The 16,749-nt window shown below is 62.2% G+C and carries 13 protein-coding genes and 1 pseudogene; 5 read left to right on the top strand and 9 right to left on the bottom strand.

Annotated elements, in window-relative coordinates:
- Positions 1 to 81: 81 nt before the first annotated feature.
- From BTH42_RS15920 to BTH42_RS15885, 8 genes are all read right to left on the bottom strand, one after another.
- Positions 82 to 1,272 (bottom strand): porin, encoded by a 1,191-nt coding sequence (locus BTH42_RS15920; RefSeq protein ID WP_075301043.1) that lies wholly within the window; start codon positions 1,270 to 1,272, stop codon positions 82 to 84.
- Positions 1,273 to 1,356: 84 nt separating this feature from the next.
- Positions 1,357 to 2,727, bottom strand: a complete 1,371-nt coding sequence (locus tag BTH42_RS15915) for an MFS transporter (protein ID WP_075301042.1) — start codon at positions 2,725 to 2,727, stop codon at positions 1,357 to 1,359.
- 102 nt (positions 2,728 to 2,829) lie between these two features.
- Positions 2,830 to 4,134, bottom strand: a complete 1,305-nt coding sequence (locus BTH42_RS15910) for an FAD-dependent oxidoreductase (RefSeq protein WP_075301040.1) — start codon at positions 4,132 to 4,134, stop codon at positions 2,830 to 2,832.
- A gap of 70 nt (positions 4,135 to 4,204) precedes the next feature.
- Positions 4,205 to 4,657: an aconitase X swivel domain-containing protein gene (locus BTH42_RS15905; protein ID WP_075301038.1), complete on the bottom strand. Its 453-nt coding sequence runs from the start codon at positions 4,655 to 4,657 to the stop codon at positions 4,205 to 4,207.
- A complete protein-coding gene (locus BTH42_RS15900) occupies positions 4,654 to 5,940 on the bottom strand; it encodes an aconitase X catalytic domain-containing protein (RefSeq protein WP_075301036.1) in 1,287 nt (428 codons plus the stop codon). Before BTH42_RS15900 ends, BTH42_RS15905 begins: the two co-directional genes overlap by 4 nt.
- Positions 5,941 to 6,840 (bottom strand): TauD/TfdA family dioxygenase, encoded by a 900-nt coding sequence (locus BTH42_RS15895; RefSeq protein ID WP_075301034.1) that lies wholly within the window; start codon positions 6,838 to 6,840, stop codon positions 5,941 to 5,943.
- A complete protein-coding gene (locus BTH42_RS15890; RefSeq protein WP_075301032.1) occupies positions 6,830 to 8,194 on the bottom strand; it encodes an MFS transporter in 1,365 nt (454 codons plus the stop codon). The genes BTH42_RS15895 and BTH42_RS15890 overlap by 11 nt, the downstream gene beginning before the upstream one ends.
- A 1-nt stretch (position 8,195) precedes the next feature.
- Positions 8,196 to 9,911: a dihydroxy-acid dehydratase gene (locus tag BTH42_RS15885; RefSeq protein ID WP_075301030.1), complete on the bottom strand. Its 1,716-nt coding sequence runs from the start codon at positions 9,909 to 9,911 to the stop codon at positions 8,196 to 8,198.
- Positions 9,912 to 9,999: 88 nt separating this feature from the next.
- On the opposite strand from BTH42_RS15885, the gene BTH42_RS15880 reads away from it, so the two are divergent.
- From BTH42_RS15880 to maiA, 4 genes are all read left to right on the top strand, one after another.
- The gene (locus BTH42_RS15880; RefSeq protein WP_075301028.1) at positions 10,000 to 10,962 is read left to right on the top strand and encodes a LysR family transcriptional regulator; all 963 of its coding nucleotides are present in this window, start codon (positions 10,000 to 10,002) and stop codon (positions 10,960 to 10,962) included.
- Between the two features lie 228 nt (positions 10,963 to 11,190).
- A complete protein-coding gene (locus BTH42_RS15875; RefSeq protein WP_075301026.1) occupies positions 11,191 to 12,885 on the top strand; it encodes an FAD-dependent oxidoreductase in 1,695 nt (564 codons plus the stop codon).
- Between the two features lie 7 nt (positions 12,886 to 12,892).
- Positions 12,893 to 13,174, top strand: a complete 282-nt coding sequence (locus BTH42_RS34335) for a DUF2783 domain-containing protein (protein WP_083654826.1) — start codon at positions 12,893 to 12,895, stop codon at positions 13,172 to 13,174.
- Between the two features lie 5 nt (positions 13,175 to 13,179).
- Entirely contained in the window at positions 13,180 to 13,839 is a 660-nt protein-coding gene (gene maiA, locus BTH42_RS15865) for a maleylacetoacetate isomerase (protein WP_075301171.1), read from the top strand.
- 82 nt (positions 13,840 to 13,921) lie between these two features.
- On the opposite strand, the pseudogene BTH42_RS36035 reads toward maiA, so the two are convergent.
- Positions 13,922 to 15,647: pseudogene (locus tag BTH42_RS36035) on the bottom strand (IclR family transcriptional regulator).
- 124 nt (positions 15,648 to 15,771) lie between these two features.
- Between BTH42_RS36035 and BTH42_RS15850 the strand changes: the two are divergent.
- Complete coding sequence (locus BTH42_RS15850) at positions 15,772 to 16,731, top strand: MBL fold metallo-hydrolase (protein ID WP_075301020.1); 960 nt, start codon at positions 15,772 to 15,774, stop codon at positions 16,729 to 16,731.
- Positions 16,732 to 16,749 lie beyond the last annotated feature (18 nt).

Here is a 16,749-nt window from a genome sequence, read left to right as displayed (position 1 = left end):
CAAAAATCGCCTGCCTTATGTTTCTGCATCGGTTACGCCCGCAAATTGTCATTGCGGACCCAGACCTCGCGACGCGTCGTATCAGAACCGGTGACGCAGTCCCGCCAAAATCGCGATCTGGTTTTTCTGGTTCGCACCAGCCGGACCGAAGAAGTTGATCGCGGTTGCACTCGCGTCACCGGCCTGGCGCTGGAAAACGACGGACGCGTGCAGATCGGTGCGCTTGGACAGAAGATAGGAGGCCCCAGCATTGATCTGATGCCAGCGCGGATGACTGCCACTCGCGTACGACGTTGCTCCCTCGCCTGTATAGCCCGAGGCATCGGTGAAGATGTAGCCAATACCCGCCGAAATCGCCGGTGTGAACATGTACCTCGTATTGACTTCGTAATTGTCCACGCGCGTGGAGTGATCACCTCTGTAGTTCAGATGTGTATCGGTAAAAACAGCGTTAACCGACAGCTGGCCGAAGTCATAACCGCCGCCGACAGCCGCGACGCGTTGACGCTCCACAAAACCCGCGTTGTAGAAGATAGCCGTCGAGAAGGTGTACTCACCGCCGTTCGCGCCGTTCGGGTTGCTGCCGCCAGGTTGACCCGCCGAAGGGTGATCCAGTTGCAGGTAAGTCGCTGCCGCGTGCAAGCCGCCGCGCTTGTACGTGGCACCAAAGCCGAACGCGCGGTTATTGGCGAAACCTTGACCGTCCGGGCCGCCCGCCTGGTTACTGAAAGCGTAGATCGCGCCGAGTTTCAAACCTTGCAGCGGGCTGACTTCATATTTGACGGTGTTGTTCAGACGTACCGTCTGGAACGTGTTATCCACGTCGCCGACGTGCGCGCCGTAGATACTGCCGAACTGAAGCCACGAGAGCATCGGGGCGATGTAGTCGAACGTGAAGTCGTATTGGCGACCCATCGTGAAGCGCCCATACGTACTCGAATCCAGTCCGACGAACGCCTGACGACCGAACAGACGACCCCCTTGCGACGAAGTGCCGTTCACGGCACTGAAGCCCATTTCGAGCGTGAAAACTGCGGCGAGCCCACCGCCGAGGTCTTCACGACCGGTGAAGCCAACCCGGTCACCGCTACCCCAGCCGGTTTGCATCGACCAGCGCGATGCACCTTGCGCCGTGATCGACGAGGCGACTGAGTTTGTATAGGCAATACCATTGTCGATAATGCCGTACAACGTCACCGAGCTTTGCGCCTGAGCCATCATCGGCGTCGCGCACGCGGCCACGACTGCAGCGGCACTGATTGCAACCTTCATTGTCTTTCCTCCAGATGGAATAGTTGTTTTATTTAATTGATTTTGAATTAGTAAAACTAAATAACAGAAGCTGCAAAAAGAGCGTTAATGAGCAGCTTCCACTACGACTTCTTCGGAAATGTCATCTGAGCCACGGTACGCGCGTCCGAGAATAAAAATCAGCGCGGCGGCCGCCGCGACCGGGATCGCCGCGAACTGGAACAATTGCGCGACAGGAAGATGATCGGCCAGCAACGCGCCACCAATCATCGGGCCGGAAATCGAACCGATCTTCGCGATACCGATTGCTGTACCCGTCCCCTTCGCGCGAAAGCTGGTGGGGTAGACCATCGATCCCACGGCATTCAAGCCCGATTGCGTGCCGGACACGCAGAAGCCCACAGCGAATACAATTGCGGTCAGCGCACCTGCACCGAAGCCCATGCCGAGTGCCGCAACGAGCGGGAAGCCGATAAGCGGAAGGATCGTAACGAGCTTGACACCGTGCGTATCGATAAAACGCATCAGCACCAGACTACCTGCCGTACCACCGACAGAGAACAGCGTGGAGATCAGCGCGGCATGGTGCGCGTCGATACCGGTTGCCTCGATCAGGACGGGGAGCCAGTTCTGCAGGAAAAACAGCGCCATCGAATTCGCGATGTAGGCGAGCCAAAGGGTCGTGGTGATCTGGAGCAGGTTGCCCTGGAACAGCATGCTTACCTTGAACCTCGTCACGCTGCGTTCATCGCTGACGATGAACTTCGCATCGGCGGGAACCGACAGACCGGGCGCAAGGCGCTTGAGCGTTTTTCTGATACCCGCTTGCGGCCAGTTGTTAAGTACCCGATAGCGAAGCGATTCGTGCATGACGAAGGACAGGATGCACGCCGCGATGATCGGTGCGAGGCCTCCAACCACGAATACGGCGGTCCAACCGAATCTAGGCACGAGCCAGACAGCAACACCGCCGCCGAAACCCGCACCCAGCGTATAGCCGGTGAACATCGTCGTCACCCAGGTGGCGCGCAGCCGTTTCGGGGCAAACTCCGACACGAGCACGAACGCATTGGGCACCGCACCGCCAATGCCGATGCCCGCGGTAAATCGCAGCCACAGAAGATGGTCAATCGTGGTGGCCCATGCGGTCGAAAGCGTGACAAGACCGTAAAACACCGCGCCGAACAAAATGGCACGCTTGCGGCCGATCTTGTCGCCGATCCAGCCGAACAGGATCGAACCCACCATGATGCCGAAGATGTTCGCGCCGAATACCGGACCCAGTGCGCTTCGTTGAATACCCCATGACTTGATGAGCGAAGGTGCGGCGTAGGCGAGTGCGCCGAGTTCGTAACCATCCGTGAGCATGATGAGCCATGCCGTGAAGATCACGATAACTGCGAACCAACCGACCTTTTGCTCTTCGATGAGACGCGACACGTCGATCGTGCGCCCAGCATTTGATGCTTGAGTCATTGTCTCCTCCGTTTGAACACCGCGTCAGATACCAGACATCTCCAGTACGCTGCGCGGTGTTTCTTCATGCCGGCGACTCGGAGTCATCGGCTCTTTGCAGCTCTAATCCTTCAAATGCGGGGGATTAATGCGATCCACGTTGTCGAACAGGCGTTCGCGCAGCGCCTTGCGATCCACCGTCGAAATGGCCTTGCCGTCCGCGAGATCGAAGGCGTGCGCTACAGCCGCGCCCATTGCGATACACGGACCCATCACACGAACGCTCGACAACGCCGTCGCATCCGCGTCGATACAGCGACCGGCGGCGAGCAGATTTTCCGCACCTTTGACAACCAGGCTGCCGAACGGGACCGTATGCAGGTGATCATCGCCGAACGGCTCCCACACGTAACCATCGGCGCGGTCGTGCAGTTCGATCGGCCAGGAAGTACGCGTCACGGCATCGTCGAATTTGACGGCCCTGATGACGTCATCGGAAGTCAGTTGTTGCTCGCCGACGATCCAGCGCGTTTGACGGATACCCGGCAGTGCGTACGCACGGATACGGGAGTTCTTGTAGATTTCCGGGTATTCGCCTTTCAGGAATTCATATGCAACATCGGCCTGATCGCGGCCCGACAGGGCGATACGCGACGCTTCAATCGGGTCAAGCGGCGTTTCGATGTGCGTCATGTTCGCCATGGCGACCCCAGTGCCGCGCAGGTAGAACATGAGACCGTCTTTGCGTTTAAGGCCATAGACGTGGGCACGCGCTTCGACACGTTCACGGAATTCCGGGTAGGTCGGCAGGTTCGTTTCGTCCAGTCCTTCGACCACGAACATCTGCGTACCCTGGACGTGCGTGACTGGCTCCTGGCAATCGAAACCCGCGAGGTAGGTGAGGGCGGCGTCGCCGCTGGCGTCAACGAAACCATTCGCTGCAACGCGAACGTCGCCGTAGCGCGTTGCGACTTCGAGTTCCTGTACGCGCGAGCCCTCGCGCTTCACCTCACGCAGTACCGCGCCGAGCACGAGCGTCACGCCCGACGCGAGAATCTGCCTGTCGATCCAGCGGGCGAGTGCGACTTCGTCATACAGAACAACGGTCGTGAGCGGGCCTTCCTTGTAAGTCAGCGCGCCTTGCGCGCCGAGGTCCTTCAGAATCTCATCGGCAATACCGTGCGTTACCTGGAAGCGCTTCGGACCATTGGAAAAAAGACCGCAGAACGTACCGATAACCGAATTGACAGCCTGACCGCCGAGCGCCGGGAGGCTGTCGACGAGTACGACTTTGCGGCCGAGTCTGGCTGCTTCGAGCGCTGCGGAAATGCCGGAAATTCCCGCGCCTACGATACAAATGTCAGCTTGCAGTTGCCAGCTTTTCGACTTTTGGTTGCGTTGAACAATGTTGGTTTCTCGTGCCACCATACTTCTCCATAAAATCTGGCATGCGCGGGAGAAACCCCCGCCGCATTCAATCCCGTTTTAACTCTCGCGTCTAATCCCGCCTGCGCCGGGTCACTTCAACAATGCCCCGATCCGCATCCACCTTTACCCAATCGCCCGTTTCGATCACGTCGAGCGGATCGATGTCGAAATCGGTAATGGACGGTGAATGCGTGACCACGGCACCTAATGCAATCTTGGTCGTCATCTGGTTGAACAACATCGCAGCCGGGGCAGTACCCATGAGGCGCGCGATATGGAATTGACTCGACCAACCCGACGACCCCTTTGCACCCGGAAACACGAGCACCTTGCCCGCGAAGCTTTGGCCGCGCAGTTCGTGGCGTGTTTCGATGACGCTGCCGGTACGCGGATCGATACCCCCCCAACCCGAAATCTGTTCATGCGTCACGAGTGCTTCACCTTCAACCACGCCACCCACCACTTTGCGGCCGTGCAGAACGATCGTGACTTCGTCAGCCGCTTCAACTGTCCGCTCGCTCATGCTTTGAGCCCTCCTTGCCATTGCCCGGTGACTGCGGCGTCCACACATTCAGCCGTCGTGCCGAACCATGCTTCGACGCCCATAATTGCGGGCAGGTAGTGCGCCTGCTTGGCGGAATCCAGCGCAACCACGCGCGCGCCCTTGGGCATGACTCGACCGATTGCCGAGCAGGTGTCCGTCATTAGCACGGCACCCGCGTTTTTCAGACGTTCCGTGTAGCCGGCCTGGTCAGCGAGTTGACGCGTTGCACGAGCCGTGAAAATCCACAGCGCGCTATTTGCGTTCACCTTGCGGCTTTCGAGCAGTTCGCAGACTTCCCAAATCTGTTCGATGGAATAGTGCGGACAACCGAGCATCACGAAATCGACTTTCGATTCGCGCGCAGTCGTGTTCACGCGCTCGTACGCAAGACGACGCTCCGCTGCGCCGTAACGAATCACTTCGACCGGCTTGCGGCCCCGGAACGCCTGTTCGCGTGTGTGAGCTTCAGGCGTTTGACCGACGATGTGATACATCTCGACGCCGCCGGAGGATGCGGCGGCGGCACCGAAATGTTTCAGTTTCGGAAGGTTCGCGCCGCCTCTCAGGCCATCAATGACAGGAATCTGGTCCTGCACGGCTTCACCGATGTAGTAGCCGAGCAGCCCCCAATCCTGCACCGTCTTGATCTCGATATCGAGTTCGATCAGATGCGTGCCGGCGCGGTTTTCTTCGAGGTGAAGACCCCAGTAAGGAATCTTGCCCGTGAGCATCGCGGCGCCGGTGCTTTCACGTCCTTCGGCATTCGTGCGCGCCCCGAGTACGGCGTTGATATAAATAACGGCCGACGATTCCATCCACGCGCAGTGTTCGCCGCGCACCGGCACGTTGCCGGTGAGGTAGGGCGCACACGTATTCATGGGCTGAATACCGAGTTTGGCCTTGTACTCCTCGCCCATTTTGTAGACCTTGACGACTTGCTCATCAATGCCTTGAAGATGGGCGTTTTCGGGATCCAGCCCCTGTTGCAGGTGCGTGCTGAATACCTTGACCTTCGGAATGTCGATCCTGTTCGGCGTATCGAGGCTGAATTCCGAAAAGACGGAATCCATGCCGCTTTCCTTCAGTGCGTAGTCGCGCAGGAACGGCATCGTCGCGCCGACGGTCCCACACACGTTATTCGTGTCGACGAGACGTTCAGCGCCGAGCGCCTCGCCGTAGCGCACCAGTAGATCCATTGCTGCCTGAGCGGCCTCACCATCGCGGCCGTCCAGCATCGCGCGTTCATCGTCATTCAGGCGCATTTAAATCGCTCCGTGTTCGGCCGTAGCGGGCGTGCGATCCATATCCATGGTCGTCGCGCGGCGCAGTTCGCGGTGCTGCGACAAATCGTAGTGACGGCCGCGATGCAGCGTGCAGCGGTTATCCCAGATCACGAGGTCACCGGCTTGCCACGAATGCCTGTAGACGAACTGGCGCTGCGTGGCGTGCTCCAGCAGGTCGACCAGCATCATGCGTCCCTCGGCAACGGTGCGACCCGGAACATGCGTTGCGTGTGCGCCGATGTACAGATGCTTGCGATGCGAACCCGCGTGCTCGCGCACGATGGGCCATTGCACTGGCGGAAGAGCGGCGCGCTGGGATTCGTCGTATGCCGTATCGCCGAGGAAGAAGCGCGAGTGCAGCGCGTAGTGCTCGACTTCCAGACCGTCGAGTTCGGCTTTGCGGTCGTCTTCGAGTGCGTCGTACGCCGCGCGCATATCGGCGAATTCCGTTTCGCCCCCCTTCGCTGCGGGGACCACGCAGTGCAGCATCGAGTAGCGCGCGGACGGCTTCTGGAATGAGCTATCGCTATGCCAGAGCTGGTTCGCGAGATTGCCGACGATACGACGGTGATTGCGGTCCGCGATTTCGCCTTCTTCGTTCAGGTTCGAAATATCCGCGAGTTCCTGATATTTCAATCGCGCATGGGGCGAAGCCACGCGTTTGAAGCCGACATCGAGCGGACCGAGGCCGCGCGCAAAGTCAAGCTGTTGATCCTGCGTCAGCGGTTGTCCGCGGAACACCAGAACGCCGTATTGATTCATCGCATCGTCGATCTCGGATGCGAGCGCTTCGTTGACAGGCGCAGTCAGGTCAATGCCGGTTGCGAGGCCAGCAAAATCAGGACGCGCTGAATCGAGGGGCGTCACGTTAAACGGCATGGTTCATTCCTTTCTCAGAGATTGGCTCAGGCGTGGCGCGTTCACGGCTGCGCTGCAACAGACCCAGAATAAATGCGAGGGCAGCGACGATTGCAACCGGCACTGCAACCCAATAGAAAACCTGTGCAATGGGAACATGCGCGGAAATCAGCACGCCGCCAATGAGCGGGCCCGCGATTGCACCGATCTTCTGGATACTGACCGCGGTCCCCGTTCCCTTTGCGCGAAGGGCAGTGGGGTAAATCAGCGATGCGACCGCATTCAAACCCGACTGCGTGCCGACCACGGTGAAACCAGACAGGAATGCGAAACACCACAGCAGCGGTACCGGCAGACCCGTGCCGATCAACGCGACAACCGGAATGCCAATGATCGGCAACACGGTGATGACGATCGCGCCGCGCGTGTCGACGAAACGCATCAGCGCGAGGCCGCCGACCGCGCCGCCAATCTGGAACATCGTGGTAACGAGGGCAGCGTCGTGCGGGGAAAGACCAATACGTTCGATCAGCACCGGCAACCAGCTGCTCATAAAGAACAGCGCGAAAGAATTGGCGATATACACGAGCCACAGAATCGGGGTAATCGCGCGCAGCGGACCCGCGAACAATTCTGAAAACGCCCCTGATTCAAGCGGTTCTTCCGCGATCGCGAATTTCGTGTCCGGCGTGAGCGAAACGCCCGGCGCGCTACGCGCAATAATTTTCGCCACCTCTGCGTGGCGACCCTTGAGCGTAAGGAACCGGATCGACTCGGGGACGACGAGCGCCATCATGATCGAAGCGAGTATCGGTGCGATACCGCCGATCATGAACACGACTTGCCAGCCATACGCCGGAATGAATTGCGCTGCAATGATGCCGCCCAGGCTGGTACCCACCATATAACCGCAGTACATCAGCGTGACCCACGTTGCACGTTGACGCTTCGGTGCGAAATCGGTCATGTAGGCAATCGCATTGGGCACCACACCGCCGATACCGAGGCCCCCAAGGAATCGTAGCCACAACAGCTCAGTCAGATCCGTGGCTTGCGATGCCGCGAGGGTGAACACCGCGAGCACGAGGCTGCCGAGGATGATCACGCGTTTGCGACCGAGCACGTCACCGAGATAACCGAGGACAAATGCGCCGATCATCGTCCCGAACACAAACGCGCTGAACACGGGCCCAAGCACGCCGTGATCCAGATGCCAGGCGCGAGCGAGTGCGGGGGCCGCGAAAGCCATCGCGGCAAGGTCATAGCCTTCGGTCATCATCACCACAGCCATGGCAATAATGAGCAGAGCGCCGAAACTGCGCGTTTGCTCCCGCTCAATCACCGTACCAATATCGACTACGGATGAGCGGTTCATGTCAGCGCCCCTTTTGCGTACGCGATGCGTTGAGGACGACGCCTTGCGGCGTGTCGCTGACCGTAGCGCGGTAAACCTTCAGCCAGCCCGTGTCGTTGACCGGCGCGGGCTTTTTCCACTCGGCGCGGCGCTGTTCCAGCACGGCCTCATCAACGAGCAGGTCGCACACGCGGCGATCGAGGTCGATGTCGATCAGGTCGCCATCTTCCACGAGGGCCAGCGGCCCGCCCGTTGCCGCTTCCGGCGAGACTTCCGCGACCACGAGACCCTTGCACACGAGGCCTGAAAGGTGACCGTCGGTGAGCATCGCGACTTCTTCACCGAGGCCCGCACCGTCGATGGCGAACACGACACGAGACGCACCGCCGCCCATTGCCGGACCACCGCAGGCACCGGCGCCCCGCATGACGACCACGTTGCCGGGCTTCACGCGACCGTCCTTGATTGCCGCGATAGCTTCATCGGAAGTCCAGAAGCAGATCGCTTCGCCCTTGAAGAGGCGAGCCTTGGTCGGCGATATGCCGAACTTGACGATGCCGGTTTGCGGCGCGAGGTTGCCTCGCACCAGGATAATCGCCGCGCTATCGGCAAACGGCTTATCGACGGGACGGATGACGTCGGCGTCGGCAATCGTCACGTCAGCGAGATTTTCAGCCACGGTTTTGCCCGTCACCGTCATTGCGCTCGTGTCCAGCAAGGATTCGAGGCGCTTCATCACGCCGCGCGCGCCGCCGGCCGCTTCCAGTTGCTCGATGGTGTGCGAGCCGACCGGACGAACACCGGTGATGACCGGCGTTTGATCGGCGAAATCTTCGAACAGCTTGTAAATGTCGACGTCGATCTGGCCTTCCGTCGCGACCGCCTGAAGGTGCTTGACGGAGTTGATCGAGCCGCCGACCGCGAGAACCGCCTTCACCGCGTTGGCGAATGCGCCCGGCGTGAGAATGTCGCGCGGACGCTGGTCATCGAGAACCATCTGAACGATGCGTGCGCCGGCTTCACGCACATGGTTGAACATTTTTTCGCTGTTGGCCGCAACCGGCGTGCTACCCGGCAGGGCCATGCCCAATGCCTCGCAGACGATATGCATCGAATTGGCCGTTCCGAGACCCGAGCAGACACCAGGGCCGCGAATGGCGTTCTGGCTCATGCCGATCAGGTCCTCTACAGGCAGCTTGCCGGTGAGCGTATGCATCGCGCCGACAAATACATCTTCGATGTCGACGTGCTCGCCCTTGTATTCGCCGCTCGGCTGGTAGCCGCAGGCCACCACAATGGTCGGCACGTTCAGGCGGGCCGCGGCCATCAGTTGGCCCGGGATCGTCTTGTCGCACGATACGAGGCACACCATTGCGTCAAGCTGCGCGCCTTCGACAGCAACTTCGATGTCGTTCGTGATGAGATCGCGCGCCGCCAGCATGTACGCGCCGCGCGCACCCGCGCCGGTGATGAAATCGCTCGGCGCCGCGGTACGGATTTCGAAGGGCAGCGCGCCCGCTGCGCGGATCGCGTCCTTCAGTTGGGCGGCGATGCCGTCGAGGTGGCTGAAGCAGGTTGCGAGCTCGGAGGACGAATTGACGATCGCGATCTTCGGTTTGGTCAGGTCTTCCTCGCTGATGCCGAGATTGCGCCACTGGGCGGCACGCACCGCGCCGAGGTAGGAACCGCGCGGGAAATTGCTGCGCAATGGGCGTTGCGGCTTTTGTCCTTCAGACATGGTGTCTCACTCCTTTGGTATGGAAACGATGTTAAGAATCGCGATAAAATCCGTCAATTATGTGACTTCGATAGGGATCATCCAAATTATGGATATTCGTCAGGTCGATCTGAACCTGTTAAAGGTTTTCGACGCGCTGCTGAAGAAGCGCCACGTGACCCAGGCGGGTGCGAGCATCGGGCTGAGCCAGCCGGCAATGAGCTACGCGCTGTCGAAGTTGCGTGATCTCTTCGGGGATCCGTTATTCGTGCGTACCGGGCGCGGGATGGAACCGACGCCGCGCGCGCAGGCGCTCGGCGATCCGGTCGCGCGGCTGCTCGATCTCGTGCAGGTCGAGATCCTGCCGGCCCCCGAGTTCCGGCCGGCGGAGTCCTCGCGTAGCTTCGTGCTGTGCATGTCGGATATCGGCGAGATGGTGTTTCTGCCGCGCCTGCAGAGCTTTCTGGCGAAAGCCGCGCCGCACATACGGATCAAGACAGTCGCGCTCAGCATGCCGGATCTGGAGGAGGGGCTGGCGAGCGGTGATGTCGATCTCGCGATCGGCTACTTTCCGGGCTTGAACAGCGAGTCGCTCAAGCGCAAGGCGCTGTACCGGCACGAGTACGTGTGCATCGCCCGCGACGACCATCCGCAGATTGGCGACACGTTATCGCTCGACCAGTATAAGGAGGCCGCGCACGTGGTGGTCCACGCCGACGGCCGCGAGCAGGATGTGCTCGAACGCGCGCACGAACGGCTCAAGATCCGCATCAACGTGCGTTTCAGCGTGCCGCGCTTTATCGGGGTGCCGTTCATCGTCGCCGGATCGGACATGATCGCGGCGGTCCCTCAGGCGGTCGGGCGACGCTTCGCGGAATTCGTCAATGTGAAGCTGCTGCCCTTACCGTTTTCCGCTCCGACGTATGACTTCTATCTGCACTGGCATCCGCGTTTTCATCACGAGCCGGCCAGCTGCTGGATCCGCGACGCGATGAGCGACCTCATTAAGGGGCCGATGCGGCATGAGCCGCTGGCGAACACGAAGCGGATGCGTATGAACACTGCGTCGTAGCGTTCCTCGTGCGGTGACGGGATCCTGCGAGATCGGGTGACCGTAAGCAGTAGCACTTCAGAAGCCCGCGATTTCGCGGGCTTTTTTTATTTCCGGCCCCCGCCACGTCACCCCAAAAAGCCAGGGTAAACGCAAATGCCCGCCACCGCCTCCTGCATCCTAAAATCACCGTAATTCGCAAATAGCAACACAACTTGCTATAGATTAATTTCAGATTCAGGAGACATCATGCCGGTCGACTACCAGAAACTGCGTTTCGACTACGTTCGGGCCGCCGAGCACGACGCCCCCGCCCACGCGTTGCTGCCCGTCGTCGTGGTCGGCGCCGGCCCGGTCGGCCTCGCCGCGGCGATCGATCTCGCGCAGCAAGGCGTCGACGTGGTGCTGGTGGACAACGACGACACGCTGTCGAGCGGCTCGCGCGCGATCTGCTTCGCGAAGCGCACGCTCGAAATCTTCGACCGGCTCGGTTGCGGCGACCGGATGGTCGAGAAGGGTGTGAGCTGGAACGTCGGCAAAGTCTTTCTGCAGGACGAACTGATCTACACGTTCAACCTGCTGCCCGAAACGGGCCACGCGCGGCCGGCCTTCATCAATCTCCAGCAGTACTACGTGGAAGGCTATCTCGCCGAGCGCGCGATGCAGCTCGAGAACCTGCAGATGCGCTGGAAAAGCAGCGTCGCCGGACTCACGCAATACGACGATCACGTCGAACTGCTGATCGACACGCCCGACGGCACCTATCCGCTGCGCGCGCAATACGTGGTCGCGGCCGACGGCGCGCGCAGCGCGATGCGCAACATGCTCGGCCTCGACAGCCGCGGCCGCACGTTCAAGGACCGCTTCCTGATCGCCGACGTGAAGATGAAGGCGCCGTTTCCGACCGAGCGCTGGTTCTGGTTCGATCCGCCGTTCCATCGCAATCAGTCGGTGCTGCTGCATCGGCAGCCGGATAACGTCTGGCGCATCGATTTCCAGCTCGGCTGGGACGCCGACCCGGTCGCCGAAAAAGCGCCCGAGCGGGTGATTCCGCGCGTCAAGGCGCTGCTCGGCGAGGACGTCGAGTTCGAACTCGAGTGGGTCAGCGTCTACACGTTCTCGTGTCTGCGGATGGATTCGTTCCGCCACGGCCGGGTGCTGTTCGCCGGCGATTCCGCGCATGGCGTGTCACCGTTCGGCGCGCGCGGCGCGAATAGCGGCGTGCAGGACGCGGACAATCTGGTGTGGAAGCTGCGGCTGGTCACGAACGGCGCGGCGCCCGACGCGCTACTCGACACCTATGCGTCCGAGCGCGAATACGCGGCCGACGAAAACATCCAGAACTCGACCCGCGCGACCGACTTCATCACGCCCAAAAGCGCGGTGTCGCGGCTGTTCCGCGACGCGACATTGAAGCTCGCGAAAGACTGTCCGTTTGCGCGGCGCATCGTCAACAGCGGCAGGCTGTCGGTGCCCGCGGTGCTGTCGGGCTCCGTACTGAACACGCCGGATCTGCCCGGCGACGAGTTCGCGGGCGCGATGGTGCCGGGCGCGGTCTGCGCCGATGCGCCGGTCGCAAGCGACGGCAAGTCGGCGTGGCTGCTCAGGCACACCGACGGCGGCAATTTCACCGGCCTCTATTTTTGCGGCCCCGACGAGAATCTCGATGCGGTCGTCGCGCAGTGTGCGGCGCTCGCGCATGAGCCGATTCCGGTCCGCGCGCTGGTAGTCGTCCCGGCCGGCGCGAAGGTGTCGCCGCTCGCCGGCGTGACGATCGTCGAGGACGTGGCGGGCGTGGTCCAGCAGCGCTTCGATGCGCGCGCCGGCACGTTCTATCTGCTGCGCCCCGATCAGCACGTGTGCGCGCGCTGGCGTGCACTGGATCCCGCTTCTGTCCGCGCGGCCGTCGGGCGCGCAACCTGCAACGTCACCCTGAACGGTTGAACCCACGATGAGCCATCTGAATCTCGAACCCAACATTGCGGACATGGATGCGTTCTACGAGCATCTGATCGATACGCACAACGGACTAAGCGACGCCGATAGTCACGCGCTGAACGCGAAGCTCGTGCTGCTGCTGGCGAATCATGTCGGCGATACCGACGTGATCCGGGAGGCGCTCGCGAAGGCGCGCACGGATCTGGGCGGCGGCGCGGAAGCGGCTGCCGGGTCTAACGCGCCGAACGCGCCGAACGCCGTTGCGCAACCGGTGCCTGCTCAGGAGACCGTATGAATGCGCTGACCCTGCACGGCTACTTCCGCAGTTCGGCGTCGTTCCGTGTGCGCATCGCGCTGAATCTGAAAGGCGTGCCGCACGATCAGGCGCCAGTGCATCTGCTGCGCGACGGCGGCGAGCAGTTGCAGCCCGCGTATCGCGCGCTCAATCCCGACGGACTGGTGCCGTCGTTGTCGGTTCACGAGGAAGCGACGACCAGCGTGCTCACGCAGTCGCTGGCGATCATCGAGTATCTCGACGAGTTGTATCCGACGCCTGCGTTGTTGCCGGCCGCGCCGCTCGATCGCGCGTTCGTGCGCTCCGTCGCGTTGCAGATTGCCTGTGAGATTCATCCGCTCGCGAATCTGCGGGTGCTGAAATATCTGAGCGGGGAACTGCACGTCTCCGACGCGCAGAGGCAGGCGTGGTACCGGCATTGGCTCGAAGTGGGATTCGCGTCGCTGGAGCAGCGTCTTGCGGCGGAGCCGCGCGTCGGGCGCTTCACGTTTGGCGACGCGCCGACGCTCGCCGATCTGTGCATCGTCCCGCAGGTCTGGAATGCGCGCCGCTTTGAAATCCCGCTCGACGCGTATCCGACCATCGTACGCATCGCCGATCACGCGATGACGTTGGACGCGTTCGCCGCCGCCGAACCGGGCCGGCAGCCAGACGCGAACGCGTGAGAAGAGTGCATGAGGCGGAGGCGGAGGCGGAGGCATGAGGCGAGGGCGCTCAAGTCACCCTCAAGCCTCGCTCAAGCCACCCTCAAACCTCCCCGGCGCCTTCCCCAAACAACCCGAAGCGCCACGACAACCGTCGCGTCGCCTCCAGCAGCGCGCGCCCGATCGCACCGTTCGGACTGCGATCGAACCCGCTCGACGGCCCGATCACCGCGATCACCAGCCGGATGCTGTGCGTGTGATCGAACACCGGCGCGGCCAGCGTGCCGATGCCGGGCACCGGCGTATCGAACGCGTCGTCGATGCCGGTCGCGCGGATGCGCGCGAGACGCGTACGGTACTCGGGTGAAAGCGTCGCCTTCGGCGCCGCTTTAGTCGCGGTTTTCGCCGCGCTTTTCGTAACCTCCCCGGCGAGCCGGATCGGCTCCTGCGCGAGCAACCCTTCCAGCTCGTCTTCCGGCAGATGCGCGGCGAACACGCGGCCGATCGCGGTATTGACCAGCGACATCACCGTACCGACGCGCAGACTCACGTGCTGCGGCCGCGTCGATTCTTCGAGCCGGATCACGGTCGGCCCCAGTGGTCCAAGCGTCGCCGCCGCGACCGACATCCCGGTCGACACCGCGAGCGACGCGATCTCCGGCTCGGCATCGCGGGTCGGCGACAGCCGCTGCAACGCGATCAAACCCAGTTCGAAACCGAGCGGCCCGCTCGCGAAACAGCCATCGTCGCGGCGCGCCAGCAGGCCGATCTTCTGCAGGCTCACCAGATGCGGAAACGCCTTCGCGGGCGGCATGCCGGCGGCCGCCGCGAGGTCGCGCAGACTGAGCGGCTGACCGGCCCCGGCGAGCGCCATCAGCAGTTCGCCGGTGCTGTCGAGCGCGTTGATCCCGCGCTGCGCTTTCGCTTCGACGGTGGTCGCGGCGTCGTTCGAGAGTGCGGGGTCAGCTTGCATGAGTGAGGCTCCGGTCAGGCAGCGCTTGCGCGATGCGTTGAGCGAGTTCGCGCAGCTCGCGCGCGATCGCACCGTTCCAGCCGACATCCATCGTGCCCGACGGCCCGATCACGGTCAGCGCGAGCAACAGGCGCCGGTCCGCGTCGAGGACCGGCACGCTCATCGCGCTGATGCCGGGGCTCGGCATGTCGACGTTGCGCGCGATCCCGCGGCGCCGGGTGTCGTCGAGCTGAGCCTGCCATTGCTCCGGCTCGTAGCCGCCAAACGGCGACTCGTCGACGCCGACGTGAGGGGGCGTCAGTCCCTGGCGCTCCATCGTCGCGGCCAGTTCGGCCGCATCGAGGAACGCGCTGAAGACGCGGCCGGTGGCGGTGGTCCGCAGCGACATCACGGTGCCGACGTGCAGGTTCACATGCAGCGGCGAGCCGCCGCGCTCGTAGCGCACGATCGTCGGTCCCTGCGGGCCGCTCACGCAGAGCGCGACGCTGAAGCCGATGCGTTCGGCCAGTTGCGTCGCGTACGGCGCGGCGATCCGGTAAGCCGGCTGCTGCTCGACGCCCATCATCCCGAGGCGCAGCGACAGCGGGCCCGGTTCGTAGTAGCCGGTGAGCGCATCGCGCTTGACGAGGCCGAGCTTGGTCAGGCTGACCAGATAGGTATGCGCCTGCGCGGTCGAGAGTCCGGCGGCGCCGGCCAGTTCGCTCAGCGCGACCGGCTCGCGGCGCCGCGCGAGCGCTTCGAGAATGCGTCCCGCGACTTCGACGCTCTGAATCCCGCGCTGCGTTTTTTCGCTTGTTTCTTTCAATTGAGAGGTCCACTCGTGCCGGTGCGCGCGATCGCGCCCGATCCTGCGCATTGTGCCATCGCGGCCCGTCACGAGGGTTTTCCCGTTGTTTAACTATGGCAAGCATATTTGCTATTGACAAATATCAACCGCGAAGCGACCATGCGTCATCCCCCGCAGATTCACAGGAGAGAACATGGCTAAAGCATTCGCATCGCAGGCAGACCTCGAAGAGAAAAAGATCACGTGGACCCAGCTGTCGGAGAACGCCTACGCGTACACCGCCGAGGGCGATCCGAACTCGGGCGTGATCATCGGCGACGACGGCGTGCTGATCGTCGACACGACCGCGACGCCGGCAATGGCGCAGGACCTGATCGCGAAAATCCGCAGCGTGACCGACAAACCGATCAAATACGTGGTGCTGTCGCATTACCACGCGGTGCGCGTGCTCGGCGCGTCCGCGTATTTCGCGGAAGGCGCGCAGCAGATCATCGCGAGTCGCGGCACCTATGAAATGATCGTCGAGCGCGGCGAGCAGGACATGAAGTCGGAGATCGAGCGCTTTCCGCGTCTGTTCGCCGGCGTCGAAACGGTGCCGGGCCTCACATGGCCGACGCTGGTGTTCGAGAAGGAAATCACGCTGTTTCTCGGCAAGCTCGAAGTACGAATCGCGCATCTCGGCGCCGGCCACACGAAGGGCGACACGGTCGCGTGGCTGCCGTCGCAGAAGGTGCTGTTCTCCGGCGACCTGGTCGAATACGACGCGGCCTGCTATTGCGGCGACGCGCAACTCGAACAGTGGCCCGCCACACTCGAAGCGCTGCGCGCTTTGAACGCGGAAAAGCTGGTGCCGGGGCGCGGTCCCGCGCTGCTGTCGCCGGCCGAGGTGAACAAGGGCCTCGACTACACGAAAGACTTCGTCACGACGCTGCTTCAGGCCGGCCATGACGCGGTCGCCGAAAAGCTCGATCTGAAAGGCGCGATGGCGCTGACCCGCAAATCGATGGACCCGAAGTTCGGCCACGTGTTCATCTACGAGCACTGCCTGCCGTTCGACGTGTCGCGCGCGTACGACGAAGCGAGCGGCCTCACGCATCCGCGCATCTGGACCGCGCAGCGCGACAAGGATATGTGGACCGCGCTGCAGGACTGAAGGTAGTCGCGACCGCGA

The organism is Burkholderia sp. SRS-W-2-2016, assembly GCF_001931485.1.
In the GTDB taxonomy this organism is placed as follows: Bacteria; Pseudomonadota; Gammaproteobacteria; order Burkholderiales; family Burkholderiaceae; genus Paraburkholderia.
Note: the sequence above shows the minus strand (reverse complement) of the source record. Positions and strands in the feature narration are given on the sequence as shown.

Excerpts from the sequence above, each read along its gene's own strand:
- BTH42_RS15920 (WP_075301043.1), bottom strand. The coding sequence starts at position 1,272 with ATGAAGGTTGCAATCAGTGCCGCTGCAGTCGTGGCCGCGTGCGCGACG.
- BTH42_RS15915 (WP_075301042.1), bottom strand. The coding sequence starts at position 2,727 with ATGACTCAAGCATCAAATGCTGGGCGCACGATCGACGTGTCGCGTCTC.
- BTH42_RS15910 (WP_075301040.1), bottom strand. The coding sequence starts at position 4,134 with ATGGTGGCACGAGAAACCAACATTGTTCAACGCAACCAAAAGTCGAAA.
- BTH42_RS15905 (WP_075301038.1), bottom strand. The coding sequence starts at position 4,657 with ATGAGCGAGCGGACAGTTGAAGCGGCTGACGAAGTCACGATCGTTCTG.
- BTH42_RS15900 (WP_075301036.1), bottom strand. The coding sequence starts at position 5,940 with ATGCGCCTGAATGACGATGAACGCGCGATGCTGGACGGCCGCGATGGT.
- BTH42_RS15895 (WP_075301034.1), bottom strand. The coding sequence starts at position 6,840 with ATGCCGTTTAACGTGACGCCCCTCGATTCAGCGCGTCCTGATTTTGCT.
- BTH42_RS15890 (WP_075301032.1), bottom strand. The coding sequence starts at position 8,194 with ATGAACCGCTCATCCGTAGTCGATATTGGTACGGTGATTGAGCGGGAG.
- BTH42_RS15885 (WP_075301030.1), bottom strand. The coding sequence starts at position 9,911 with ATGTCTGAAGGACAAAAGCCGCAACGCCCATTGCGCAGCAATTTCCCG.
- BTH42_RS15880 (WP_075301028.1), top strand. The coding sequence starts at position 10,000 with ATGGATATTCGTCAGGTCGATCTGAACCTGTTAAAGGTTTTCGACGCG.
- BTH42_RS15875 (WP_075301026.1), top strand. The coding sequence starts at position 11,191 with ATGCCGGTCGACTACCAGAAACTGCGTTTCGACTACGTTCGGGCCGCC.
- BTH42_RS34335 (WP_083654826.1), top strand. The coding sequence starts at position 12,893 with ATGAGCCATCTGAATCTCGAACCCAACATTGCGGACATGGATGCGTTC.
- BTH42_RS15850 (WP_075301020.1), top strand. The coding sequence starts at position 15,772 with ATGGCTAAAGCATTCGCATCGCAGGCAGACCTCGAAGAGAAAAAGATC.